Origin of the sequence: Streptomyces gilvosporeus, from assembly GCF_002082195.1 — a bacterium.
Classification (GTDB): Bacteria; Actinomycetota; Actinomycetes; order Streptomycetales; family Streptomycetaceae; genus Streptomyces; species Streptomyces gilvosporeus.
Genome location: NZ_CP020569.1, coordinates 4,565,395 through 4,588,716 on the forward strand (window position 1 = coordinate 4,565,395; position 23,322 = coordinate 4,588,716).

Genomic DNA, 23,322 nt, shown 5'->3' on the forward strand with positions numbered 1-23,322 from the left:
TTGAGGGCGAGCGAGGTGGCGGGCTGAGGGGACGGCGGGGAATTCGCCTTCCGGGGTCCGGCATACGCCGAAACGTCACGACCAGTACTTCTCCGGCGGCGGCGCCTCCGGGTCCGGAGCCACCGGGGGCTCCTTGCGGTCGCCGTAGAAGTAGTCGTAGAGATCCTGCAGGTAAGCGTACAGAGCGTCTTCTTCGTAGAAGAAGACGTGCGTCAGCTGGCCCCATTGCTCTGCGGTGACCGGACGCCGACCGAGCAAATACTCCAGCGCCTCACGCAGGTTCCGGGCGAACGGCGTATCCCGGGCCACCTCGCCCTTTCTCTTGTCCCTGCGGACCACACTGGGGCGGACCTTGTCGATGTCGTCGATAAATTCCACACCGAGAAAGGTCTCGAAGAAGCCACGGATTTTGTCATCCGTCTCGAAGTGCGGAATATCCGAGCCCTGGTATCTCATCTGTTTCTGCCCCTCACGGGCTCCGGGAACATCGTCACAAGTCGATGGCCACCGTTACCGTCCGGGTCGTAGATTGCCTTTATTTTGGCGCCCGCAAAGTCTACCGGTTTGTAGTTGATATTTCCGGTCTTATGGTCCATCGGATTACTCGGGTCGATATAGAAACCCCGGAACCTCTCGTGGTGGCTTCCAGGCCCCCAGGCTTCCTCCGGGGAGAAGCTGACGACCTGCCGGCCCTGCTCGCTGGGGTCCAGTCGGCTTCTGCCGTGCTGATCGGCGTACGTGAACGCCTCGTGCTGGCCTGATCCGAAGGACGTGGAGAAGGAGTCACACTTGTGCTTCTTGCTCGCGTCTTCGGCATCCATGTACGCATTCTCCCCCAGCCGCTCCTTGGCATTGGGGCCGTGCGCCGGGTCGATCTTGTCGGTGGTCTGTATATACCCGTCCTGCATGTGATAGCGCGGGTTGCCGTCGTTGTCCGTGAGGTGATTGCCGTTGCCGTCACGCACCGGACTCGGCTGGCCCAGCCGCTCTTTCAGCATGTCATCGGTGGGATCCAGATGCCGCTGCGGCCCGTGGCCCTGACGGCGGAGGTCGTCCACGTGCTGTCCGACACGCTGCTTGTACTTGTCGCGAAGGGCATCCTCGTCAAGCGCACGCTGGCCGACCTTCAATTTGATGGCATCACGGTCGTCCTGATGCCGTCGTAGGTTCTTGCGTATCGCTTCCTCGGCGTCATCGATGTTCTTCCGGGTGATGTCCAGACCATGCCCGATCGACCGGTGCCCCCTGGCCATGGACTTGGACATGTCCGTAATCATGGAATCGATGATCGGACGGACCGCCTTCTGCACGATCATCCCGAACTTGCCCTTGCCGAGCAGCCGGCCGCGTGTTTTGGCGTCCAGATTGCTGCTGTGGTGCTCCACCTGCTCCGCATGTCCGTGGGCTTCCTTGGCCGCCTGCGCCAAGTGGTCGGTGTGTGCCTTGAACCCCTTGCTCATGCGGCACCCGCCGCCGCGCCCAGTGCAGCGTCAACGCCCTTGAAAACGAGGCCGGACACGGCTTTTTCGATCTCGGCCTGGAAGGGCTCGATCGCCATGGAGACGAGTTCGGCGATGAGGACGTCCTCGATTTCCTGGATGACGGCCCTGATGATGCGTTTGCCGACTTCGATGGCCGCCGCCTCGGCAGCGGCGGCGATACCGAGCGTCGCGACCGTCGCGGCCGCTGCCGCCGCCATCTCGACAGCGGTGATGACCAGTTGAGCGATGACCACACCCTTGGCCACGACCACGCCGGCGGCGGCGACCTCCAGCGCCGTGGCCAGGACTTCGCAGCAATTGGTCAGGACCGTGTGGTGTTCGCTGGACACCTGGTTCCAGCGGCTGAGGAGTGCGTCGTAGGACGCGCCTTCGTAGACGTCCGCGAGCCCTTTCAGCACGGAGTCCAGCCCGCTGTGCCCCTCCGCGAGGTTCTGGCCGAATTCCCGCACATGTCCGGCCCAGGCACGCAGTTCGTCCTCGTCGATGTCGGGCCATTCGAGGCCCATCAGATCCATGATCCAGACGACTTCACCAGGCAGCTCGATCGACACCGCCGGCCTCCCCCTCAGCTCCGCGTCCGCGCAGCATCGTGCCTACGGACGTGTGATGTGGGAGAACAGTTCCACATATGCCCGAAAACGATCAAGCGTGATCGGGAGCAACGGTTACCGACCTCTGCCTCAGGAGGCGAGTGCGAGCGGCTCCTTGTCACGATCGCCGCGGAAACGCTCGTAGCCCTGAGGGACCGGCGCGCCGGCCGCCCGCGCACAGCGGACGCGGGCCCCGGAGCCAAAAGCTCCGGGGCCCGCGCAGCCGGGTGGGGTGTGCCGAGGCTCAGGCCTCGTCGTCGCCCGGCTTCTCGTCCTTGCCTTCGATCTCGGCTTCGAGGCCGAGCTGCTCGACGAGCCACTTGTCGAATTCGATCGAGGCGCGCACCCAGCTGACCGTGCTCGACACGAAGTGTTCGAGCGAGACACCGGTGCCGATCAGCATCGATGCCTCACCGATCAGACGGACCGTGCCGTCGTCGTGGGTGTGCGTGTAGGCCTTGGGCCACAGCGTCCTGCGGTTCCAGTCGTCGATCGCTTCCAGGAGCTTCGACTTCTCGTCGATGCCGTGGACGCGGTCGTAGAACGTACGGACGGAGAAGATCTGCTGCTCCTCCTCGCCCCGGAACATGAAGTACGTGCGGAACTGCTCCCACGGCGCGGCGAGGTCACCCTCCTCGTCGACGACGTACTTCAGCTCCATCTGATCGAGGAGCTGCTTGACCAGGTCCTGGTCGGGCACGACGGGACCATCAGGCCCCGACGGCTGGGGTTCGGGCTGGCCCCCGAAATTCGGAATCGAGGACGGGTCGATGCTCACCGTGGAATTCCCTTCGTATGGTCCCTGCCATCCTCCCCCACATCCGCCCCGTCCTGGCAAGTGCCCGAGGACGGGGCGCGACCGGGCGCTGTGGGCTGGCGGGCCACGGCCCGGCGGTCAGGACCGGGCCGCGGCCCGTTCGGCGGCCACGGACAGGCCCTCGCCGTCCACGTCGACCCGGACGGTGTCGCCGTCCAGCACCTCGCCCGCAAGGATGGCGCGGGCGAGCTGGTCGCCGATGGCCGTCTGGACCAGGCGGCGCAGCGGGCGGGCGCCGTAGGACAGGTCCGGGGCCGGGGCGTCGACGACCGGCTCCTGGCCGAGCCAGGCGAGCCAGGTCAGGGCGCGGTCGGTGACGTCCAGGGTGAGCCGGCGGTCGGCCAGGCGGCGCTGGAGGTGGTCGATCTGGATGCGGGCGATCCGCTGGAGCTGGTCGGTGCCCAGGGGGTGGAAGACCACCACGTCGTCGAGGCGGTTGAGGAACTCGGGGCGGAAGGCCGCCCGGACCGTCTCCAGCACCCTCTCCTTCTTCTGCTCCTCCTTCAGCAGCGGATCCATCAGGAAGTTCGAGCCGAGGTTGGAGGTCAGGATGAGGATGGTGTTGCGGAAGTCGACCGTGCGGCCCTGGCCGTCCGTCAGACGCCCGTCGTCCAGCACCTGGAGGAGCACGTCGAAGACCTCCGTATGCGCCTTCTCCACCTCGTCCAGGAGGATGACGCTGTACGGGCGGCGGCGGACGGCCTCGGTCAGCTGGCCGCCCTCCTCGTAGCCGACGTAGCCGGGGGGCGCGCCGACCAGACGGGCGACGGAGTGCTTCTCCCCGTACTCCGACATGTCGATACGGACCATCGCCCGCTCGTCGTCGAAGAGGAAGTCCGCGAGCGCCTTGGCCAGCTCGGTCTTGCCGACGCCGGTCGGGCCGAGGAAGAGGAAGGAACCGGTGGGGCGGTCCGGGTCGGCGATCCCGGCGCGGGTGCGCCGCACCGCGTCCGACACCGACCGTACGGCCTCGGTCTGGCCGATCAGCCGCTTGCCGATCTCCTCCTCCATCCGCAGCAGCTTCTGGGTCTCGCCCTCCAGCAGCCGGCCGGCCGGAATGCCGGTCCAGGCGCCGACCACATCGGCGATGTCGTCCGGGCCGACCTCCTCCTTGACCATCGACTCCTTGGCCGCCTCCTGCTCGGCCTCGGCGGCCGCGGCCTCCTCCAGCTCCCGCTCCACACCCGGGATCTCCCCGTAGAGCAGCTTGGAGGCGGTGTCGAAATCGCCGTCGCGCTGGGCGCGCTCGGCCTGCCCGCGCAGCTCGTCCAGCTTCTCCTTCAGCTCGCCGACACGGTTGAGGCCCTGCTTCTCCTTCTCCCAGCGGGCGGTCAGGCCCCGCAGCTCCTCCTCCTTGTCGGCGAGGTCCTTGCGCAGCTTCTCCAGGCGCTGGACGGAACCGGCGTCGGTCTCGTTCCTCAGCGCCAGCTCCTCCATCTTGAGGCGGTCGACGGCGCGCTGGAGCTCGTCGATCTCCACGGGCGAGGAGTCGATCTCCATACGGAGCCGGGACGCGGCCTCGTCGACGAGGTCGATGGCCTTGTCGGGCAGGAAGCGGGAGGTGATGTAGCGGTCGGAGAGGGTGGCGGCGGCGACCAGCGCGGAGTCGGCGATCTGCACCTTGTGGTGGGCCTCGTAGCGGCCCTTGAGCCCGCGCAGGATCGCGACGGTGTCCTCGACGGTCGGCTCGGCGACCAGCACCTGCTGGAAGCGCCGCTCCAGCGCCGGGTCCTTCTCGATCCGCTCGCGGTACTCGTCCAGGGTCGTCGCGCCGACCATCCGCAGCTCGCCGCGGGCCAGCATCGGCTTGAGCATATTGCCGGCGTCCATGGACGAGTCGCCGCCGGCGCCCGCGCCCACGACGGTGTGCAGCTCGTCGATGAAAGTGATGATCTGGCCCTCGCTGGACTTGATCTCCGCGAGGACGGTCTTGAGCCGCTCCTCGAATTCGCCGCGGTACTTGGCGCCCGCCACCATCGCACCCAGATCGAGCGCGACCAGCCGCTTGTCGCGCAGCGACTCGGGCACATCGCCCTTGACGATCCGCTGCGCCAGCCCCTCGACGACGGCGGTCTTGCCGACGCCCGGCTCGCCGATCAGCACCGGGTTGTTCTTCGTACGGCGGGACAGCACCTGCACCACGCGCCGGATCTCGTGGTCCCGGCCGATCACCGGGTCGAGCTTGCCCTCGCGCGCGGCCGCGGTGAAGTCCGTACCGAACTTCTCCAGCGCCTTGTACGTGCCCTCCGGGTCGGCGTTGGTCACCCGCTGCCCGCCCCGGCTCGCCTCGAACGCGGCCGCCAGCTTCTTTGCGCTCGCGCCCTGCTGCTCCAGGAGCTCGCCGGTGCGCCCGCCCTTCGCCGCGATACCGATCAGCAGATGCTCGGTGGAGACATAGGCGTCGCCGAGCTCCCGGGCCCGCCGGGTGGCGTCGGCGATGGCGGCGAGCAGCTCGCGGTCGGGCTGCGGCGGCGCGACGGTCGAGCCCTGGATGCTGGGCAGCCCCGCGAGCTGGCGCTCGGCGCCGTTGCGCAGCGCGGCGGCGTCGGCCTCGACGCTCGCCAGCAGATCCATGATGTTCTCGTTGTCCTGCCCGGCCAGCAGCGCGAGCAGCAGATGCGCGGACGTCATGTCCGCGTGCCCGGCGGTGACCGCCCGCTCGTTGGCGGCGGCCAGCGCTTCCCGGCTCTTGTTGGTCAGCTCGGCGTCCACGGCCCGGTGTCCTCCTTGTGCGTGCGGTGACGGGTGCGGCTTCCTGCACGTATCAACGTGCGATAAGTTGAGTCTATTCCACTCAAGGTGCTGCGCGCTGCGTTCCCCTGAGGGTCAACCCGGCCGATTTCGCCGCCAGCCCGGCGGCCGCGCGGCACGCTCGTGGCCATGCCCACCACGCGCATGTCCGACGAAGCCGCTACCCAGTCCGCCATCCTGCTGGAGATCTTCCTGGAACTGGACGCCGGATCGCCCGAATGCGTCAGAGCCCAGCTCATCGAGGGCGAGATGGTGGTGACCACGGCCCAGGCGGGCAGCCATGAGCACTGCCTCAGCCGCTTCACCGAGCAGGTGGTACGGCGCCACGAGTTCAGCATCTCCGCGCACAAGGGCCTGGTCCTGCCGTCCTACGGCCCGCATCCCGACAACCACGTGATCCCCGATCTGACGATCGTGGGCCGCCGGGAATTCCGGGGCGCTCCGCCGTGGTGGCGGCCCTACGGGGAGCTCAAGATGGTCGTCGAGGCGACGGGCGACCGACCGGAGCTCGACCGCACCGCCAAACGCCGCAGCTACGCCCTCGCGCGCATCCCGCTCTATCTGCTGATCGACCGCGAGAGGGCCGCCACCACCCTCTTCCGCGAGCCCGGCGACGGCGACTATCTGGTCCACCACACCGCCGCGTTCGGCAAACCCGTCCCCCTCCCCTCCCCCTTCTCCTTCGACCTGGAGACCACCGACTTCCTCTGACGCCCTCCGGCCATGGTCCACCGGCGGGCCCCTCTACGCTGGCCCCCATGGCCCACGACCTGAACGCCCTCAGCCCCGAGTACCTCGCCTTCTGGGGCGAGTACCTGATGCCGACCCTCACCACGCTGCGTGCGAACGGGACCCCGCATGTCGTCCCGGTGGGCGTCACCTACGACGCCGGGCAGCGGATCGCGCGGATCATCACGCGCAAGGACAGCACCAAGGTCAAGAACATCCTCGCCGCCGGGGCCGACGGAGCCACCGTCGCCGTGTGCCAGGTGGACCGCGGCCGCTGGGCGACGCTGGAGGGCATCGCCCGGGTGCGCACGGACGCCGAGACGGTGGCCGATGCGGTGAACCGGTACGCCGAGCGGTACGGGCGGACGCCGGAGCCCAACCCCGACCGCGTCATGATCGAGATCGCGGTGAACCGGGCGATGGGGCGGGCCTGAGCGCCGTACGCAATTCCCCGGTACGCACCTCTCGTTACGGAATCCCCCGCTTCGGCCCGGTCCGGACTTGGCCGAAAGCGGGCTCTCCGCGGCCGTCGTCGCGCGGACACCTGGTACCCAGGAAGCGGACACAGAACGACAGGCAGAGCGACAAGAAGCGGCAGGCACCGAACAGTTCCGCACCCAAGTGATATCCACGTGGCATCCAAGCGGACCTTCTCGGCCCTCCTTCGCGCATATGACGGCAGATGGAGGCCCGTATGGCGCAGGCGCTGCGCACCTCGACGACCGTTCCACGCCGTCGGCGGCCCACCCGCCCGTACCCGCGTGCGGAGTCCTGCCCGCGGTGCGGCGGACAGCTCGCCATCAACCAGGACGGCTGGAAGATCTGCCACGCCTGCGGCTATGCCTCGCCACCCGGCGCCACCCCTCCACCCAGGGGCGGCCGCGGGGTATCGTCGCCCCCACAATCGCCACGCCCCGGAGGGCACGATGAACTCGGTCCGAGTGACGGCGATCGCCTGCCTGATGCCGCTGTCCGAGCTGGACGAGGATCCGTTTCTGGTCGACGACCGCAGCCAGCACGACATGTGCAGACAGTGGGCGGCAGCCCGTGATTACCACCTGACCTGCCGGCTGAGCCTGCACCAGCTGCGCGCCGACCACAACGCGCTGTGGAGCGATGTCGAAGAGGGCCTGGTCGATGTGTTCGTGGCGCCCAACCGGCGGGCGCTGGAGAACGCCATCGCCGGGGCCGAGGAGTTCGTCGCGCGGTGCGCGGCGGCGGGCGTACGGCTGGAGACCGCCGACCTCGACGAGCCGGTCTACACCCTGGCGATGAAGTCCCAGGTGCACCGGCGGCTGTCGATGCCGACGGCGGGCTACAACGGCTGCTGAGCCCCGCACACGGGAACGGCGGAGGGGCCGGGGTTGGCATCCCCGGCCCCTCCGCCGTACCGCCTCGGCGCACCGCCCACGGCGCTGCGCCGCACTACTCCGACCGCTTGGGCCGCCACACCACCAGCGCGCTGGTCTGCTGGACGTCCTGGTACGGCACCAGATCACGGCGGTAGGAGGCGTGCACCGCCGCCTCCCGCTGCTGCATGGCGCTGGCCGCGCCCTCCACGGCGCCCTGGAGCTCGGCGACCCGCTGCTGGAGGGCGGCGACCTGGTTCTCCAGCTCGATGATGCGCTTGATGCCGGCGAGGTTGATGCCCTCCTCCTGCGACAACTGCTGGACGGTGCGCAGCAGTTCGATGTCGCGGGCGGAGTAGCGGCGGCCCCGGCCGGCCGTACGGTCGGGGGAGACCAGGCCCAGGCGGTCGTACTGCCGCAGGGTCTGCGGATGCAGGCCGGAGAGCTGGGCCGCGACGGAGATGACGTACACCGGCGATTCTTCGGTCAGTTCATAGGGGTTACGACGCTGCCCGCCCCGGCTGTCCATCTCAAGCTCCCTTCGCGGCCTGGAACAGCTCTGCCCGCGGATCCGGTCCCGCGGTCGCCTCGCGATAGGACTCCAGCGCTTCCTTCGCCTTGTCGCCGAGGTCCTTGGGAACGGCCACCTCTATGGTGACCAGCAGATCACCACGGGTGCCGTCCTTACGGGCCGCGCCCTTGCCACGGGCCCGCATGGTGCGTCCGTTGGGGGTGCCGGCCGGCAGCTTGAGCGTGACCGGCGGGCCGCCGAGCGTCGGCACCTTGATCTCGCCGCCCAGCGCGGCCTCCGGGAAGGTGACCGGCACCGTGACGGTGAGGTTGTCGCCCTTGCGGCCGAAGACCGGGTGGGGCTTGACGTGGACGACGACATACAGATCGCCCGCGGGGCCGCCCTGCTCGCCCGGGCCGCCCTTGCCGCGCAGCCGGATGCGCTGCCCGTCCGAGACGCCCGCCGGGATGCGGACCTGCATGGTGCGGGCGCTCGTCGCGCGGCCGCTGCCCTTGCAGACGTCGCACGGGTCCTGGGCGATCAGGCCCCGGCCCTTGCAGTCGGCGCACGGGTCGGTGAGCGAGAAGCCGCCGCCCGCGCCCCGGCTGACCTGGCCGGTGCCGACACAGGTCGGGCACACCCGCGGCGTACCGTTTTTGTCGCCGGTGCCCGAGCACGCCTTGCAGGGCTCCCTGCTGGACATCCGCAGCGGGACCGTGGCCCCGTCGACCGCCTCGGTGAAGCTGAGCGTCACCTCGGACTCGATGTCCTGGCCCCGCCGCGGCTGCGTACGGGTGCCCGCGCCGCCGCGGTTGAACAGACCGCCGAAGACGTCCCCGAGGCCGCCGCCGAAGCCGCCGCCTCCCTGGCCGCCGCCCTGGGTGCCCCCGAAGAGGTCGCCCAGGTCGAAGTTGAAGCTGCCGCCGCCGGCGCCGGGACCGGGCCGGAACCCGCCGTTGCCGAACAGCGCCCGCGCCTCGTCGTACTCCTTGCGGCGCTTGGGATCGCCCAGGACGTCGTTGGCCTCGGAGATCTCCTTGAAGCGCTCCTCGGCCTTGTCGTCGCCCTTGTTGGCGTCCGGGTGGTTCTCCCGGGCGAGCTTGCGGTACGCCTTCTTGATCTCCGCCTCGGTCGCGTCCTTCGGGACGCCGAGGACCTTGTAGTAGTCCTTCTCGACGAAGTCCTTGGTGCTCATCCCCGACGTCCCTCCTTCCGCGCGGGTATCTGCTGCGTCGTCACGTCAGCCCTCGTCCGGGCCACCGCTCTCCTCGTCCGAAGCCTTGGTGTCCTCTTCGGCGGCGGACTTGGCGTTCTGCGCGCCCGGCTGCGGCTCGGCGACGGCGACCCGCGCGGGGCGGATCGTTCGCTCACCGATGCGATACCCGGGCTGCAGGATCGCCACGCACGTGGTCTCCGTGACGTCCGGTGCGTACGAATGCATCAGCGCTTCGTGGATCGTCGGGTCGAAGGGCTCGCCCTCCTTGCCGAACTGCTGCAGACCGAGCTTGGCGATCACGGTCTCCAGCGATTCGGCCACCGACTTGAAGCCGCCGACCAGTTCGCCGTGCTCACGGGCGCGCCCGATGTCGTCGAGGGTGGGAAGGAGCTCGGACAGGATGTTCGCCGCGGCGATCTCCTTGACCGTGACCCGGTCCCGTTCCACTCGGCGGCGGTAGTTCTGGTACTCCGCCTGGAGCCGCTGGAGGTCCGCGGTGCGCTCGTTGAGCGCCGCACGGGCCTGGTCCAGCTGCGCCGCGAGGGACACGTTCTTGTTGTTGTCGCTGACGTCCCCGGCCGGGGCCGAGCCCGCCTTGTCGGCGGACTCGGCCTGCGCCGCGTCTTCGGGAGCGGCGTCAGAGGGGACGTCAGGCTTCTCGTCGAAGCCCGGGGTCTCCTCCGTCACGCGGCACCATCCTTCTTCGGCTTGTCCTCGTCGACGATCTCGGCGTCGACGACGTCGTCCTCGGCCTTGGCCTGCTCACCGGCAGCGGCGCCCTCGGCACCGCCGGCGGCCTGCGCGGCCTGGGCGTCGGCGTACATGGCCTGGCCGAGCTTCTGCGAGACGGCCGCGACCTTCTCCGTGGCGGTGCGGATCTCGGCCGTGTCCTCGCCCTTGAGCTTCTCCTTCAGCTCGCCGACGGCGGACTCGACCTCGGTCTTGATCTCGCCGGGGACCTTGTCCTCGTTGTCCTTGAGGAACTTCTCGGTCTGGTAGACCAGCTGCTCGCCCTGGTTGCGGGCCTCGGCGGCCTCGCGGCGCTTGTGGTCCTCGTCCGCGTAGCGCTCGGCCTCCTCACGCATGCGGTCGACCTCGTCCTTCGGCAGCGAGGAGCCGCCGGTGACGGTCATCTTCTGCTCCTTGCCCGTGCCCAGGTCCTTCGCGGTCACGTGCATGATGCCGTTGGCGTCGATGTCGAAGGAGACCTCGATCTGCGGGACCCCGCGCGGGGCCGGCGGCAGACCGGTCAGCTCGAACATCCCGAGCTTCTTGTTGTACGCCGCGATCTCGCGCTCGCCCTGGTAGACCTGGATCTGGACGGACGGCTGGTTGTCCTCGGCGGTGGTGAAGATCTCGGACCGCTTGGTCGGGATCGTCGTGTTCCGCTCGATCAGCTTGGTCATGATGCCGCCCTTGGTCTCGATACCGAGGGACAGCGGGGTGACGTCCAGCAGGAGGACGTCCTTGACGTCGCCCTTGAGGACACCGGCCTGGAGGGTGGCGCCCATGGCCACGACCTCGTCCGGGTTGACGCCCTTGTTGGCCTCCTTGCCGCCGGTCAGCTCCTTGACGAGCTCGGCGACGGCCGGCATACGGGTCGAACCGCCGACCAGGACCACGTGGTCGATCTCGGACAGGTTGATACCCGCGTCCTTGATGACGTTGTGGAACGGCGTCTTGCAGCGGTCCAGGAGGTCCGCGGTCAGCTGCTGGAACTGCGCCCGGGTGAGCTTCTCGTCCAGGTGCAGCGGACCCTCGGCGGAGGCCGTGATGTAGGGCAGGTTGATCGTCGTCTCGGTGGACGAGGACAGCTCGATCTTCGCCTTCTCCGCGGCCTCACGCAGGCGCTGGAGGGCCATCTTGTCCTTGGACAGGTCCACGCCGTGGCCGTTGGCGAACTGCTTGACCAGGTACTCGACGATGCGCTGGTCCCAGTCGTCACCACCGAGGTGGTTGTCACCGTTGGTGGCCTTCACCTCGACGACGCCGTCGCCGATCTCCAGCAGCGAGACGTCGAAGGTGCCGCCGCCGAGGTCGAAGACCAGAATGGTCTGGTCTTCCTTCTCCAGGCCGTAGGCCAGGGCGGCGGCGGTCGGCTCGTTGACGATGCGCAGGACGTTCAGGCCCGCGATCTCGCCGGCCTCCTTCGTCGCCTGGCGCTCGGAGTCGTTGAAGTAGGCAGGAACGGTGATGACCGCGTCCGTGACCTTCTCGCCCAGGTATGCCTCGGCGTCGCGCTTGAGCTTCTGCAGGATGAAGGCGCTCATCTGCTGCGGGTTGAAGCCCTTGCCGTCGATGTCCATCTTCCAGTCGGTGCCCATGTGGCGCTTGACCGACCGGATGGTCCTGTCGACGTTGGTCACCGCCTGGCGCTTGGCGACCTCGCCGACCAGCACCTCGCCGTTCTTGGCGAAGGCGACGACGGACGGCGTGGTCCTGGCGCCCTCGGCGTTGGTGATGACGGTGGGCTCACCGCCTTCGAGAACACTGACGACGGAGTTCGTCGTGCCCAGGTCGATGCCGACCGCACGTGCCATGTCAATTCCTCCAGCTGACTTGAGTGGAACAGGCTCAAGAGTGCAACACCCAGGAAATCCTGTCAACAGAGCTGAGTCGAGTCCACTCAACTTTTATACGAGCCTTATCCTCACCAGGGCGTTCCTAAGGACGACGGGGCGGCGGGAACGGTTGCCCGGCCCCTCACAGGGGGCATCTGAGGCATGCCTGCGCGATACAGATCACCGGCCGCGCGGCTTCATGAGGCCCGGGAGAATGGGTAACCTCAGCCGCAGACCAAAAAAGTTACTGCTTAGTAGTTCCGCTGGGCGTCCCGCTCGGCAGTCCCGTTCCGTTCTCCCCACTCTTCCGCTCGCGCAGGTCCGAGGAGCCCCCAATGCAACTCGCCGCGATCATCGTGTCGCTGGTCCTCATCGCGGTAGGCGTCGCGCTGTTCGGCCGCGCCCTCTTCCAGATCTACCGCTTCATGCGGCTCGGCCAGTCCGTACCCGCCGGCACCCGGACCGACGACCCCGCCCGGCGCACCGTCACGGTGGCCAAGGAATTCGTCGGCCACACCCGGATGAACCGCTGGGGCGTCGTCGGCGTCGCGCACTGGTTCGTGGCGGTGGGCTTCCTCTCCCTGCTGCTGACGATCGTCAACGCCATCGGCCAGCTCTTCAAGGCCGACTGGCTGATCCCGCTCATCGGCAACTGGCTGCCGTGGGAGATGTGGGTCGAGGGCATGGGCACCCTCACGACCGTGGGCATCGTCGTCCTGATCGTCATCCGCCAGATGAGCCGTCCGGGCAAGGCGGGCCTCAAGTCCCGCTTCGCGGGCTCCAACACCGGCCAGGCGTACTTCGTCGAGGGCGTCATCCTCATCGTCGGCATCTGCATCGTCACGCTGCACGCCCTGGAAGGCGCCCAGCACGGCGTCGACCACTACGAGGCCGCCTACTTCGCCACGTACCCGCTCGTCGCCGCCTTCAAGGGCATGAGCGTCGCCACCCTCCAGAACCTCACCTACCTCTTCGCGGGGATCAAGATCGCGACGTCCTTCATCTGGATGATCACGGTCGCGCTGAAGACGGACATGGGTGTGGCCTGGCACCGCTTCCTGGCGTTCCCGAACATCTGGTTCAAGCGCGAGGCGGACGGCGGTACGGCACTGGGCGCGCTCCAGCCGATGACCAGCCAGGGCAAGCCGATCGACTTCGAGGACCCGGGCGAGGACGACCAGTTCGGCGTCTCCCAGATCGAGCACTTCTCCTGGAAGGGCCTGCTCGACTTCTCCACCTGCACCGAGTGCGGCCGCTGCCAGTCGCAGTGCCCCGCCTGGAACACCGGCAAGCCGCTCTCCCCCAAGCTGCTGATCATGGCGCTGCGCGACCACGCGCACGCCAAGGCCCCGTACCTGCTGGCGGGCGGCGGCAAGGACGCCGAGGGCAATGAGACGGCCACCGAGGAGCAGTTGAAGGACGTCCCGGCGTCCGCCCTCGCCGAGGCCGAGCGCCCGCTGATCGGCACCCTGGAAGCTGCATCCGATAGCGGCTTCGCCGCGGGCGGCGTCATCGACCCGGACGTCCTGTGGTCCTGCACCACCTGCGGCGCCTGTGTCGAGCAGTGCCCGGTCGACATCGAGCACGTCGACCACATCGTCGACATGCGCCGCTACCAGGTCATGATCGAGTCCTCGTTCCCGTCCGAGGCGGGCACGATGCTCAAGAACCTGGAGAAGAAGGGCAACCCGTGGGGCCTGGCCAAGAAGCAGCGCCTCGCCTGGACCAAGGAAGTGGACTTCGAAGTTCCGGTCGTCGGCCAGGACGTCGAGGACCTGACCGAGGTCGAGTACCTCTACTGGGTCGGCTGCGCCGGCGCCCTGGAGGACCGCGCAAAGAAGACCACCAAGGCCTTCGCGGAGCTGCTGCACATCGCGGGCGTGAAGTTCGCGATCATGGGCGGCGACGAGAAGTGCACCGGCGACTCGCCGCGCCGCCTGGGCAACGAGTTCCTCTTCCAGCAGCTCGGCGCCGAGAACGTCGCGACGCTGAACGCGGCCTTCGGCGAGGACGACGAGGACGAGTCGACCAAGAAGCCGAAGTCGTCAAAGAAGATCGTCGCCACCTGCCCGCACTGCTTCAACACCATCGCGAACGAGTACCCGCAGCTCGGCGGCGAGTACGAGGTCATCCACCACACCCAGCTGCTCCAGCACCTGGTGGACGAGGGCAAGCTCGTCCCCGTCACCCCGGTCGAGGGTCTGATCACCTACCACGACCCCTGCTACCTCGGCCGCCACAACAAGGTCTACACGCCCCCGCGCGAGATCATCGCCAAGGTGCCGGGCCTGCGGAACGAGGAGATGCACCGCCACAAGGAGCGCGGCTTCTGCTGCGGCGCCGGCGGCGCCCGGATGTGGATGGAAGAGCGCATCGGCAAGCGGATCAACAACGAGCGCGTCGACGAGGCCCTGTCCCTCAACCCCGACATCGTCTCGACGGCCTGCCCGTTCTGCCTGGTCATGCTCACCGATTCGGTCAACGGCAAGAAGAACGACGGCAAGGCCAAGGAGTCCATCCAGGTCGTCGACGTGGCCCAGCTCCTGCTGGACTCCGTCAAGACCCCGCTCGACCCGACGGACGACGCGGCGGCGGAGGACGCTCCCGAGCCGGAGCCGGTGAAGTAACGCCGCTCCCGTCCGCTCCCGCTTCCTGACCTACGGCCGGTCCCGTTCGCTACGGGGCCGGCCGTCGGCGTTCCCGGGCCACGGAACCCGTACGGCTCCCCTGCCCTCTAGCCGGGCGTCATGCTTACGCACCACACGCCCCACCGCTCCCGCGCCGTCCTGGCCACGGCCTTCTCCCTCCTGGCCGCGCTCCTCTCCGGATGCGCCGACGCCGCGCCCGCCTCCCCGCCGAAGGCCGCGGCCGATGGCCTGCTCCCCTTCGTCGGCGTCCTCACCAGCGACGACGACCACTGGTGCACGGCGAGCGTCGTCGACAGCCCCGGCCGCAACCTCCTCGCCACCGCCGCCCACTGCATCTACTTCCAGAAGGAGGACAAGGCGGACGGCTACGAGCCGGGCCCGTTCAAGGGCGACCTCCGCTTCGCCCCCGGGTTCTCCGGATCCGGCTCGGGGGCCGGGGAGGGCTCGGGCGCCGGGAAGGGCCCAGGGGCCGGGGAGGGCTCCCGCTCCGCCCGTTACCCCTACGGCACCTGGAAAGTCACCGCCCTCCACGTCGACACCCTGTGGACGGACGACAACGACGACCAAGGCGACTACGCCTTCCTGACCGTCGCCCCTGACAAGCACGGACGCCGCATCCAGGACGTTGTGGGCGCCGCGGCCGCCGACTGGTCCTCGTCCCCGCGCCGCCGCGTCACCGTCGTCGGCTACCCCAACGAGGAGCACAACCCCCGCAACCGCCCCACCTCCTGCACCACCCGCACCCGCCGCGACCCCGACGAGCCGTACATGATCCGGATGGAATGCCCCGGCTTCTGGCCCGGCACCAGCGGCGGCCCCTGGCTCGCGGACCACCGCGACGCCTCCCGCCCTGGCCGTCTCATCGGCGTCCTGAGCGGCGGCAACACCGACCACGAGTCGGTGGCGGTGCTCTTCGACCACCGGGCGCGGACCCTGTACGAGCGGGCGGTACGGGGGCGGGGCGGCACCCCGGTACGGGCGTGAGCGGCGCCGGGCGCGGCTCAGCCGTCGCCCTGCACCCGTCCGTGCAGATGCATGTCGTGCCACCCGTCCTCATGCAGATGCGCGCTCCGCCGCACGCCCTCACCGGCGAAACCCGCCTTGGTGGCCACCCGGCAGGACGCCTCGTTCCGGTCCGAGTGCACCAGCTCCAGCCGGTGGAACCCGACCTCGTCCAGCGCCCAGTCGGCCACCGTGGCCAGGGCGCGCGGGGCGACGCCCTTCCCCCGGGCGTGCGGCAGCACCCAGTACGCGCACTCGGCGAGCCCCCGCTGAAGATCCATCCACCGCAACGCCACCCGCCCCAGGACCTCGCCCCCGACGGCCCCCGTCACCGCCCACTCGGCCACCCGCTCCTCCCGCCAGCCCCGTCCATGCGCCGCGATCCGCTCCCGCGCCTCCTCCAGCGTGGCCAGATGCCGCGTGTGCCAGCGCCGTATCACAGGGTCCTCGTAGGCGCTCAGCACCACCGCGGCGTCGTCCTCCGCCCACGGCCGCAACACCAACTCACCGTCCGTGGAAGGCAACGAGGGCTGAACGGCGGCGCAGAGGCTGCCCGCAGGTATGACGGGCGCAAACGTGAAGTTCATGATCGGCATCCTCGCCGCGGCGCACCCCCGGCGCCAGACGAATTGCGGCCCCGGCGCGGGCGGTTGCGCCGCCCTGCCGCGTACCTGCCGACCCGCGCACCCGGCACGGTTTCGCCCGCCCACCCGCCACCTGACATCATCCCCGCATGGCTGAACGCATGACCGCCGCATGTGACGGCGCCTCGAAGGGAAACCCCGGCCCCGCGGGCTGGGCCTGGGTCATCGGCGACGACGCGGGCACGGCGGCCCGCTGGGAAGCCGGTCCCCTGGGGACCGCGACCAACAACGTCGCGGAGCTCACCGCGCTGGAGCGGCTGCTGGCGGCCACCGATCCGGCCGTTCCGATGGAGATCCGGATGGACTCGCAGTACGCGATGAAGGCGGTCACCACCTGGCTGCCCGGCTGGAAGCGCAAGGGCTGGAAGACCGCGGCGGGCAAGCCGGTCGCCAACCAGGACCTGGTGATGCGTATCGACGAGCTGCTCGCGGGACGCTCGGTGGAATTCCGGTACGTACCCGCGCACCAGGTGGACGGCGACCCGCTCAACGACTTCGCCGACCGCGCCGCGAGCCAGGCCGCCACCGTCCAGGAGCCGGCCGGCAGCGACCTGGGTTCCCCGGAGCCGCCGGCCTCGCCCACCGTCCCCAGGCCCGCCGGCGCCGGCCGCCGCACCGGTGCCTCGCGCGCCGGGTCCGCGTCTCCCGCGGCCGGACGGAGCGCCTCGCGGACGTCCGCACGGACCCTGAAGGCCAAGTTCCCGGGACGCTGCCGGTGCGGCCGCTCGTACGCGGCGGGCGAGCCCATCGCCAAGAACGCCGACGGCTGGGGGCATCCGGCGTGCCGGGGCGCGGCGGACACGGCGGGGGCAGCGGACGCCAAGTAGCCCGCCCAGGTTCCAAACTATCCAGTTGGTTTCTCCTCGGCTAGGCTCGGCCCATGGCCGCCACCCCCAAAGCCCAAGAGACACGCAACAAACTCCTGGAAGCCGCGCACGCGGAGTTCTCCGAGCTCGGCCTGGCCGGTGCCCGCGTGGACCGGATCGCCGAACGCTCCGGAGTGAACAAGCAGCGGATCTACGCCTACTTCGGCAACAAGGAGGCGCTGTTCTCGGCCGTACTGGCCCGCGCCTACGCCCATCTCGCCGAGCGCGTCCCGCTGCCCACCACGGAGGACGGCCTGCGCGCCTACATCGGCGAGGTTTTCGACTACCACCGCACCTCCGGGGACCTGGTGCGACTGCTGGCCTGGGAGGGCCTGCACTACCGCGACCGCCCGATCCCCGACGAGAAGGACCGCGAGACCTATTACGCGGGCAAGGCCGCCGCGCTCAGCACCGCCCTCGGCATCGACGACCCCGCCGCGGCGGCCCGCGTCCTGATCTCCCTCATCGGGCTGGCGTCATGGCCGTTCATCGTGCCGCAGCAGCGCCGACTGACGCTCGGCCCGGAGGCCGACAGCGAAGCGGGCTGGGCGCTGCTGCGCGCCAGCGTCGTGGCGCATGGCGAGGCCATCATCGACAGCGCGGTGGGCGGGGCCGGTTGACGGCGCGGGTGCGCGCCACAGGGATACAGGGGCCACAGGGACGCAGAGGTCGCAGGGGTCCACGAAAAACCAACTAGATGGTTGCATGAGGGTCCGGTTCCCGCTACCGTCGTCCCATCAGGCTGATCCCGGCCACCCTCATCTCGTCGCGAAACCCCAACTCACCCTCTCTCAGGGTGACTTGACGCAGCCTCGACCGCTGCCGCGACGCCCCCGAAGGAGCCCCCATGGCCCTGCTCACCCGCGCCCCGAAGACCGCCCCCGCCGCCGCTCCCCCGCAAGCCCCCGCCCCGCCCCGCTCGCCCCATCTGGTCCTGGTCGCCGCCCTGTTGAGCTTCTTCGTGATCTCGCTCGACGGGTCCGTGGTCAACGTCGCCCTGCCGGCCATCTCGCACAGCCTGCGCGGCGGGATGGCCGATCTGCAGTGGATCGTGGACGGGTACACCCTGATGTTCGCGGCCCTGATGCTCTCGGCCGGCACCCTCTCGGACCGGATCGGCGCCGGCCGCGCCTACGCCCTCGGCCTGGCGGGTTTCACCCTCGCCTCCGCGGCCTGCGGCCTCGCGCCCGAGCTCGGCACCCTGATCGTCTCCCGCATGGTGCAGGGCGGCGCCGCCGCGCTGATGGTCCCCGCCTCTCTGGCGCTGATCCGGCAGACGTACTCCGACCCCGGCAAACGGGCCCGCGCGATAGCCGTCTGGACGGCGGCCGGTTCGGTCGCCGTGGCCGTCGGCCCGGTGGTCGGCGGGCTGCTCACCAGTGGGCTGAGCTGGCGCGCCATCTTCTTCGTGAACCTCCCCATCGGCACCGTCGGCCTCGCCCTGCTCAGCCGTATCCCCCGCTCCCCGCGCCGCCAGGTGCCCCTCGACCTCCTCGGTCAGCTCTCCGTCGTCATCGCGCTGACCGCACTCACCTACGCCGTCATCGAGGGCGGCCGCGACGGATTCGCCGCCCCGGGCGTGCTGATCACCCTCGCGGTCGCGGCAGCGTCCATGACGGTCTTCCTCGTCACCCAGTCCCGCCGCAGCGCGCCGATGGTGCCGCTGAGCCTGTTCACCTCCCGTACGGTGCTGGTCTGCCTGTCCGCGGGATTCGCCCTCAACGCGGTCTTCTACGGCGCGATCTTCATGCTCGGCATGTACTTCCAGCAGGCCCGCGGCGTCTCCGCGGTCGGCGCGGGCGCGATGTTCATTCCGATGTGCGCGCTGATCTCCGTGGTCAACATGGCGGGGGTCAGGCTCGCGGCCCGCACCGGCGCCCGGCTCCCGATGGCACTGGGTCAGCTGATCATGGGCGCCGGCGCCCTGCTGATGCTCACGGTGAACGCCGGTACGTCCCTCCTGGTCCCGGTGCTGCTGCTCATCCCGATCGGCCTGGGCGGCGGGCTCGCCGTACCGTCACTGACCGCCGCCCTCCTGGAGAGCGTCCCCGCCGAACGCGCCGGCACGGCGGCCGCCGTCCTCAACACCAGCCGCCAGGTGGGCAGTTGCCTCGCGGTGGCAACCTTCGGTGCGCTGATCGCGGACCGGTCCGCCTTCCAGGGCGGGATGACGACCAGTTTCCTCATCTGCGGCGGCATGATGCTGACGACGACGGTGACAACGGCCCTGCTGCTGCCGCGCCGTACGGCGAGGTAGGCCCGGCGGCCGTCAACCCGCCCCCGGCCGCCCCACCGGCATCCGACAGCGGTATCGGCCCCCTTCGCCCCAGCGCAATCCGGTTGCCCCCGACTCCCGCCGCCCCAACCATGACCGTATGGACACGGACACCCCCCACACCGCCCCGCCCCCGCCCCTCCGCATCCGCCCCGCCGGGCCCGCCGACGCCTCCGCGATAGCCGCCGTCCACACGGAATCCCGGCGCGCCACCATGCCCTATCTCCCGCCCCAGAAGCGCACCCACGACGAGATCGCCCACTGGATCCGCGAGATCGTGCTGCCGCAGTCCCACACCGTGGTGGCGACCCGCGGCCCGGAGCTCCTCGGCTACGCGTCCGTACGGGGCGACCTCCTGGACCACCTCTACCTCCGCCCGGACTGCCGCCGTACCGGCATCGGCAGCCGCCTCCTCGCCGAGGCACAGCGGCTGAGCCCCGCCGGCCTGACCCTGCACGTCTTCCAACTCAACACCGACGCCCGCGCGTTCTACGCCCACCACGGCTTCACGCTCATCGCCACCGGCGACGGCAGCGACAACATGGAGAACCTCCCGGACCTCACGCTGCGCTGGACGCCGGACGGAGGCAACGAAGGCAAGGAAGTTAAGGGAGGTGAGGAGGGTGAGGAAGGTAACTGAGCCGGCGGAGGCGGCCGATCCGACGGACACGACGGCGCTGACGTAAGCGACCCCGACGACGGGCGCTCTCCCGCCGACGGACGCCACGGACCCGATGGACGGGACCCTGCCGACGGACGCCACGCACCCGATGGACGCGACCCCGCCGACGGACGCCACGCACCCGATGGACGCGACCCCGCCGACGGCACGCCGACGCGACGCCGACCAGCCAGAGCCCCTCCCCCCCATGGGAATACCACTTCACCCCCGCCACGTTGTGGCCCCGCAGGGGGCCCTTCCATCCCCTAGGGGATCCGTTCGACCTCCCCCTAGGGGATCCCCACCCCCCGCCCCCGCCCTCCCTCAGGGTTTCCCCCGACCCCTTCCCCTAAGGGATGTCACAGCTCAGCAGCAAACCCCGCCCACTCTTCTGGCCCGGCCACCGAATCGTCACGGACCAGGTACTTTCGAAGGCGTGGCTGGATTCAGGATGGGTCGAGGACGAGATCCCCGCACCGCGCAGGACGGACAGCAGGCGCACCAGGGGCAACAGGCTCCGTACGGACAGCAAGGACCGTACGGCCGCCCCGCCGCGCCCCCGCACGGGCAGTGGCAGGCGTCACAGCAGTACGGGGCGGCGCAGCAGGGCGGGCAGGGCGAGCCGGAGTACTTCGGCGACGGCGGCTACGACCCCCGGCAGGCGGCCCACGCACCGTACTCCCAGGACAACAACCCCGGCGGCACCCGCCAGTTCAGCATCGGCGAGGCCCCGGACGCCTACGGCCAGTACCAGGGCTCGTACGACGACGGCGCAGGCCCCGACGACCAGTACGGCGACGGCGGCACCTACCGCGCCGGCCAGGCCACCGCGCCGCCGGCCGGCCCCCGGCTGCACTGGAAGCAGCTGCTGTCCGGCATCGTGCTGCGCCCGACGCCCACCTTCTGGCAGATGCGCGACCACACGGTCTGGGGACCGGCGCTGACCGTCGCCTTCCTCTACGGTCTGCTCGCCGTCTTCGGCTTCGACAAGGCCCGCGCGGATGTGCTCAACGCCACACTCGCCAACAGCATCCCCTGGGTCCTGATCACCGCCGCGATGTTCATCGTCGGCAGCCTGATCCTGGGTGCGGTGACCCACACCATGGCCCGGCAGCTCGGCGGCGACGGCGCCTGGGCGCCGACCATAGGTCTGTCGATGCTGGTCATGACGATCCCGGATGCGCCCCGCCTGCTGTTCGCGATGTTCCTCGGCGGCGACAGCCCCTTCGTCCAGGTCCTGGGCTGGCTGACCTGGCTCGCGACCGGTTTCCTGCTCACCTCGATGGTCAGCAAGTCGCACGACCTGCCGTGGCCCAAGGCGCTCGGCGCCTCCGCCATCCAGCTGGTCGCCCTGCTGGGCCTGGTGAAGCTCGGCACGCTGTAGCCCAACGCCTGTCCGGCCGTCCCTATGGCCTCCCGCGCGCGAGGCCGCACCCCGAGGGCCCGCTACGAAGCTCCGTAGCGGGCCCTCGGCATACGCGTGGCACGCCTGGCCGGGGACGTCTGGCCCGGCATCCCCGGCCCCGGGCTTGCCCCTCCGCGTACCGTCCGCGTACTTCCGCCCCTCAGGCGAACCGCTGCCCCGCCGACCCCCCACACGCCCTCAGCCGCAGCGGCTCCTTCGCGCCGTCCAGGGTCAGGCACAGCGAGGGCGCCGCGGCCGGCCGGATCGTCCCGCCGTCGGCCCGCACGAACTGCTGGTTGGTCGCGCCCGAGCAGTCCCACAGCACCATCGCGGCCCCCGGCTCGTAGCGCCCGCCCGGCACATCGAGGCAGCGGTCCTGGGTCAGCCCCACGTGCAGCGACTTCTGCCCGGCGGCCGGGTCGTACCACCAGGTCTGGTTGCGCTGCCCGTTGCAGTCCCAGCCGCCGACCGCCGTCCCGTTACGGCTCGATGCGCCGGCCGCATCCACGCAGCTGCCCGTCCCGGCGTTCTTCAGCGGTTGGTAGGCGTCGTCCCAGGCCAGCGGATACAGCGTCGGCCGCCCGCTGCTCCCCGGGTCGGCGCAGGACGCCTCCCGCAGTCCCGTCGCCGTCGCGGCCGTGTACAGCTGGGTCAGACACGAGGCGAAGGCACCGTGCCCGCGGATATTCGGGTGGAAGGACTGCCGTACCGAATTCGCGTCCGGCGGGAAGGGATTGGAGATGTTCACCCACAGCCCGCGGGCCCAGGGGTCCTCCATGCACACCTCGTGGCCGTGGAAAAGCCGCGAGGCATCGAGGTAGACCGCCCCGCTGTCGTGCGCGGCCTTCCGCATCCCCTTCTCGAACGCGGGCACCGCGGTATTACGCCCCCACCCGGCATCCGACGTATATCCCGTGCACCCGCCGGGCAGCTTCCCCGGGAAATGCGGATTGTCCTCGACATCCGGCCCGATCGGACTCGGATACGACATGACCACGAGCCGGTAGTCGCCGTCCGCATATCCCGCGTCCCGCATCACGGTCCGCAGATCGTTCACCGTCTGCTCGACCTTCGGCACCAGCCCGTCGACCCGCGCCTGCCAGCCCGGTTCGTATTTCGGCTCGCAGGTCCCCTGGAGCAGGAACCAGCGCTCGACGCAGTCCGTCATCACCGGCCCGAACTGGAGATCGTCATTGGCCCCGGCGACCAGCAGCACCATCTTCAGCCGGGTATTACGTGCCTTGATCGCCAGCGCATCGCTCTGCACCAGCTCATCCGCATACTGCTTGGTGCCGCCGATCCGGATATTGCCGCTGTACGCGCCCGAGCAGGCGACGTTGTACGTCACATCCGCGGCAATTCCGGTCCGGTGAATCGCGGAATCCGGCGACCGGTGGCACCAGTTGGTTGGCCCGTCGGTCCCCGGTTCGTAGGTGCCGACGCCCTCCCCCGAAATCTCGCTGTCGCCCAGCGAGATCAACGAGGTCTTCCGCTCGCCGACCGGCCGCTCCGCCGGATCGCCGTACAGCGCGGTGGCCTCCGCGGCCCGGACCTTCTCCAGTTCGGGCGGCAGCGGCTTCCCGGCCACGGCCCGCGCCTGGGCCCCCGGCGCGGCAAGAACCGGCGTGACTCCGCCGGCCCCGGCCACGACCAGCGCACCTGCGGCGACCACCACACCGAGCCGCCACCACCGCCGTAATCCCGCCGACCGCGCGGCTCCCGCCCGTCCCTGCCTGCCCGGCCGCCCCGGCCTGCCCTGCCGTCTCGACGTTCCCGCACGCACCATTGGGCCTCC

At 69.9% G+C, this 23,322-nt stretch carries 21 protein-coding genes; 10 read left to right on the forward strand and 11 right to left on the reverse strand.

What is annotated here, in order from left to right; all coding sequences use genetic code 11:
* Nucleotides 1-75: 75 nt before the first annotated feature.
* From B1H19_RS20255 to clpB, 5 genes are all read right to left on the reverse strand, one after another.
* Nucleotides 76-456 (reverse strand): hypothetical protein, encoded by a 381-nt coding sequence (locus B1H19_RS20255; protein ID WP_083106051.1) that lies wholly within the window; start codon nucleotides 454-456, stop codon nucleotides 76-78.
* Nucleotides 453-1,460 (reverse strand): hypothetical protein, encoded by a 1,008-nt coding sequence (locus B1H19_RS20260; RefSeq protein WP_083106052.1) that lies wholly within the window; start codon nucleotides 1,458-1,460, stop codon nucleotides 453-455. Before B1H19_RS20260 ends, B1H19_RS20255 begins: the two co-directional genes overlap by 4 nt.
* Nucleotides 1,457-2,053 carry a WXG100 family type VII secretion target gene (locus B1H19_RS20265; protein WP_083106053.1) on the reverse strand — a complete coding sequence of 199 codons (597 nt, stop codon included), beginning with the start codon at nucleotides 2,051-2,053 and terminating at the stop codon, nucleotides 1,457-1,459. Before B1H19_RS20265 ends, B1H19_RS20260 begins: the two co-directional genes overlap by 4 nt.
* A 283-nt stretch (nucleotides 2,054-2,336) precedes the next feature.
* The gene (locus B1H19_RS20270) at nucleotides 2,337-2,870 is read right to left on the reverse strand and encodes a YbjN domain-containing protein (RefSeq protein WP_083106054.1); all 534 of its coding nucleotides are present in this window, start codon (nucleotides 2,868-2,870) and stop codon (nucleotides 2,337-2,339) included.
* A gap of 117 nt (nucleotides 2,871-2,987) precedes the next feature.
* The gene (clpB, locus tag B1H19_RS20275; RefSeq protein WP_083106055.1) at nucleotides 2,988-5,621 is read right to left on the reverse strand and encodes an ATP-dependent chaperone ClpB; all 2,634 of its coding nucleotides are present in this window, start codon (nucleotides 5,619-5,621) and stop codon (nucleotides 2,988-2,990) included.
* 168 nt (nucleotides 5,622-5,789) lie between these two features.
* Between clpB and B1H19_RS20280 the strand changes: the two genes are divergently transcribed.
* The 3 genes from B1H19_RS20280 to B1H19_RS20290 all read left to right on the forward strand — a co-directional run bounded on the left by B1H19_RS20280 (nucleotide 5,790) and on the right by B1H19_RS20290 (nucleotide 7,720).
* On the forward strand, nucleotides 5,790-6,371 hold the full coding sequence (locus B1H19_RS20280; RefSeq protein WP_237289413.1) for a Uma2 family endonuclease: 582 nt from the start codon (nucleotides 5,790-5,792) through the stop codon (nucleotides 6,369-6,371).
* Between the two features lie 47 nt (nucleotides 6,372-6,418).
* Complete coding sequence (locus B1H19_RS20285) at nucleotides 6,419-6,823, forward strand: pyridoxamine 5'-phosphate oxidase family protein (protein ID WP_083106056.1); 405 nt, start codon at nucleotides 6,419-6,421, stop codon at nucleotides 6,821-6,823.
* Nucleotides 6,824-7,315: 492 nt separating this feature from the next.
* The gene (locus B1H19_RS20290) at nucleotides 7,316-7,720 is read left to right on the forward strand and encodes a hypothetical protein (protein WP_083106057.1); all 405 of its coding nucleotides are present in this window, start codon (nucleotides 7,316-7,318) and stop codon (nucleotides 7,718-7,720) included.
* A 94-nt stretch (nucleotides 7,721-7,814) separates the two neighbouring features.
* Here B1H19_RS20290 and B1H19_RS20295 read toward each other — a convergent pair whose 3' ends face one another.
* Genes B1H19_RS20295 through dnaK form a run of 4 tightly spaced genes read right to left on the reverse strand, consistent with a single transcriptional unit; the run spans nucleotide 7,815 to nucleotide 12,005 of the window.
* Complete coding sequence (locus B1H19_RS20295; protein WP_083106058.1) at nucleotides 7,815-8,267, reverse strand: heat shock protein transcriptional repressor HspR; 453 nt, start codon at nucleotides 8,265-8,267, stop codon at nucleotides 7,815-7,817.
* A gap of 1 nt (nucleotide 8,268) precedes the next feature.
* Nucleotides 8,269-9,444, reverse strand: a complete 1,176-nt coding sequence (gene dnaJ, locus B1H19_RS20300; protein ID WP_083106059.1) for a molecular chaperone DnaJ — start codon at nucleotides 9,442-9,444, stop codon at nucleotides 8,269-8,271.
* 45 nt (nucleotides 9,445-9,489) lie between these two features.
* Nucleotides 9,490-10,152, reverse strand: a complete 663-nt coding sequence (gene grpE / locus B1H19_RS20305; RefSeq protein ID WP_083106060.1) for a nucleotide exchange factor GrpE — start codon at nucleotides 10,150-10,152, stop codon at nucleotides 9,490-9,492.
* On the reverse strand, nucleotides 10,149-12,005 hold the full coding sequence (dnaK, locus tag B1H19_RS20310; protein WP_083106061.1) for a molecular chaperone DnaK: 1,857 nt from the start codon (nucleotides 12,003-12,005) through the stop codon (nucleotides 10,149-10,151). Before dnaK ends, grpE begins: the two co-directional genes overlap by 4 nt.
* 356 nt (nucleotides 12,006-12,361) lie before the next feature.
* On the opposite strand from dnaK, the gene B1H19_RS20315 reads away from it, so the two are divergent.
* Nucleotides 12,362-14,653, forward strand: coding sequence for a (Fe-S)-binding protein (locus B1H19_RS20315; protein ID WP_083106062.1), 2,292 nt, complete (start codon nucleotides 12,362-12,364; stop codon nucleotides 14,651-14,653).
* Nucleotides 14,654-14,773: 120 nt separating this feature from the next.
* On the forward strand, nucleotides 14,774-15,658 hold the full coding sequence (locus tag B1H19_RS20320) for a trypsin-like serine peptidase (RefSeq protein ID WP_083106063.1): 885 nt from the start codon (nucleotides 14,774-14,776) through the stop codon (nucleotides 15,656-15,658).
* Nucleotides 15,659-15,675: 17 nt separating this feature from the next.
* Here B1H19_RS20320 and B1H19_RS20325 read toward each other — a convergent pair whose 3' ends face one another.
* Nucleotides 15,676-16,263: a GNAT family N-acetyltransferase gene (locus B1H19_RS20325; RefSeq protein ID WP_083106064.1), complete on the reverse strand. Its 588-nt coding sequence runs from the start codon at nucleotides 16,261-16,263 to the stop codon at nucleotides 15,676-15,678.
* Nucleotides 16,264-16,409: 146 nt separating this feature from the next.
* Between B1H19_RS20325 and B1H19_RS20330 the strand changes: the two genes are divergently transcribed.
* The 5 genes from B1H19_RS20330 to B1H19_RS20350 all read left to right on the forward strand — a co-directional run bounded on the left by B1H19_RS20330 (nucleotide 16,410) and on the right by B1H19_RS20350 (nucleotide 21,506).
* On the forward strand, nucleotides 16,410-17,147 hold the full coding sequence (locus tag B1H19_RS20330) for a ribonuclease H family protein (RefSeq protein WP_083106065.1): 738 nt from the start codon (nucleotides 16,410-16,412) through the stop codon (nucleotides 17,145-17,147).
* Nucleotides 17,148-17,200: 53 nt separating this feature from the next.
* Nucleotides 17,201-17,806 (forward strand): TetR/AcrR family transcriptional regulator, encoded by a 606-nt coding sequence (locus tag B1H19_RS20335; RefSeq protein ID WP_083106066.1) that lies wholly within the window; start codon nucleotides 17,201-17,203, stop codon nucleotides 17,804-17,806.
* Between the two features lie 227 nt (nucleotides 17,807-18,033).
* Complete coding sequence (locus B1H19_RS20340; protein ID WP_083106067.1) at nucleotides 18,034-19,443, forward strand: MFS transporter; 1,410 nt, start codon at nucleotides 18,034-18,036, stop codon at nucleotides 19,441-19,443.
* Between the two features lie 118 nt (nucleotides 19,444-19,561).
* On the forward strand, nucleotides 19,562-20,101 hold the full coding sequence (locus tag B1H19_RS20345; RefSeq protein ID WP_237289414.1) for a GNAT family N-acetyltransferase: 540 nt from the start codon (nucleotides 19,562-19,564) through the stop codon (nucleotides 20,099-20,101).
* A gap of 472 nt (nucleotides 20,102-20,573) precedes the next feature.
* Nucleotides 20,574-21,506 carry a Yip1 family protein gene (locus B1H19_RS20350; RefSeq protein ID WP_083106068.1) on the forward strand — a complete coding sequence of 311 codons (933 nt, stop codon included), beginning with the start codon at nucleotides 20,574-20,576 and terminating at the stop codon, nucleotides 21,504-21,506.
* A 181-nt stretch (nucleotides 21,507-21,687) separates the two neighbouring features.
* Here B1H19_RS20350 and B1H19_RS20355 read toward each other — a convergent pair whose 3' ends face one another.
* A complete protein-coding gene (locus tag B1H19_RS20355; RefSeq protein WP_083106069.1) occupies nucleotides 21,688-23,313 on the reverse strand; it encodes a ricin-type beta-trefoil lectin domain protein in 1,626 nt (541 codons plus the stop codon).
* Between the last annotated feature and the right edge of the window lie 9 nt (nucleotides 23,314-23,322).

What these genes read in the sequence shown, in the direction of transcription:
- B1H19_RS20255 (WP_083106051.1), bottom strand. Translation starts at nt 456, where the DNA reads ATGAGATACCAGGGCTCGGATATTCCGCACTTCGAGACGGATGACAAA.
- B1H19_RS20260 (WP_083106052.1), bottom strand. Translation starts at nt 1,460, where the DNA reads ATGAGCAAGGGGTTCAAGGCACACACCGACCACTTGGCGCAGGCGGCC.
- B1H19_RS20280 (WP_237289413.1), top strand. Translation starts at nt 5,790, where the DNA reads ATGCCCACCACGCGCATGTCCGACGAAGCCGCTACCCAGTCCGCCATC.
- B1H19_RS20285 (WP_083106056.1), top strand. Translation starts at nt 6,419, where the DNA reads ATGGCCCACGACCTGAACGCCCTCAGCCCCGAGTACCTCGCCTTCTGG.
- B1H19_RS20290 (WP_083106057.1), top strand. Translation starts at nt 7,316, where the DNA reads ATGAACTCGGTCCGAGTGACGGCGATCGCCTGCCTGATGCCGCTGTCC.
- B1H19_RS20295 (WP_083106058.1), bottom strand. Translation starts at nt 8,267, where the DNA reads ATGGACAGCCGGGGCGGGCAGCGTCGTAACCCCTATGAACTGACCGAA.
- dnaJ (WP_083106059.1), bottom strand. Translation starts at nt 9,444, where the DNA reads ATGAGCACCAAGGACTTCGTCGAGAAGGACTACTACAAGGTCCTCGGC.
- dnaK (WP_083106061.1), bottom strand. Translation starts at nt 12,005, where the DNA reads ATGGCACGTGCGGTCGGCATCGACCTGGGCACGACGAACTCCGTCGTC.
- B1H19_RS20315 (WP_083106062.1), top strand. Translation starts at nt 12,362, where the DNA reads ATGCAACTCGCCGCGATCATCGTGTCGCTGGTCCTCATCGCGGTAGGC.
- B1H19_RS20320 (WP_083106063.1), top strand. Translation starts at nt 14,774, where the DNA reads ATGCTTACGCACCACACGCCCCACCGCTCCCGCGCCGTCCTGGCCACG.
- B1H19_RS20325 (WP_083106064.1), bottom strand. Translation starts at nt 16,263, where the DNA reads ATGAACTTCACGTTTGCGCCCGTCATACCTGCGGGCAGCCTCTGCGCC.
- B1H19_RS20330 (WP_083106065.1), top strand. Translation starts at nt 16,410, where the DNA reads ATGGCTGAACGCATGACCGCCGCATGTGACGGCGCCTCGAAGGGAAAC.
- B1H19_RS20335 (WP_083106066.1), top strand. Translation starts at nt 17,201, where the DNA reads ATGGCCGCCACCCCCAAAGCCCAAGAGACACGCAACAAACTCCTGGAA.
- B1H19_RS20340 (WP_083106067.1), top strand. Translation starts at nt 18,034, where the DNA reads ATGGCCCTGCTCACCCGCGCCCCGAAGACCGCCCCCGCCGCCGCTCCC.
- B1H19_RS20345 (WP_237289414.1), top strand. Translation starts at nt 19,562, where the DNA reads ATGGACACGGACACCCCCCACACCGCCCCGCCCCCGCCCCTCCGCATC.
- B1H19_RS20350 (WP_083106068.1), top strand. Translation starts at nt 20,574, where the DNA reads ATGGGTCGAGGACGAGATCCCCGCACCGCGCAGGACGGACAGCAGGCG.
- B1H19_RS20355 (WP_083106069.1), bottom strand. Translation starts at nt 23,313, where the DNA reads ATGGTGCGTGCGGGAACGTCGAGACGGCAGGGCAGGCCGGGGCGGCCG.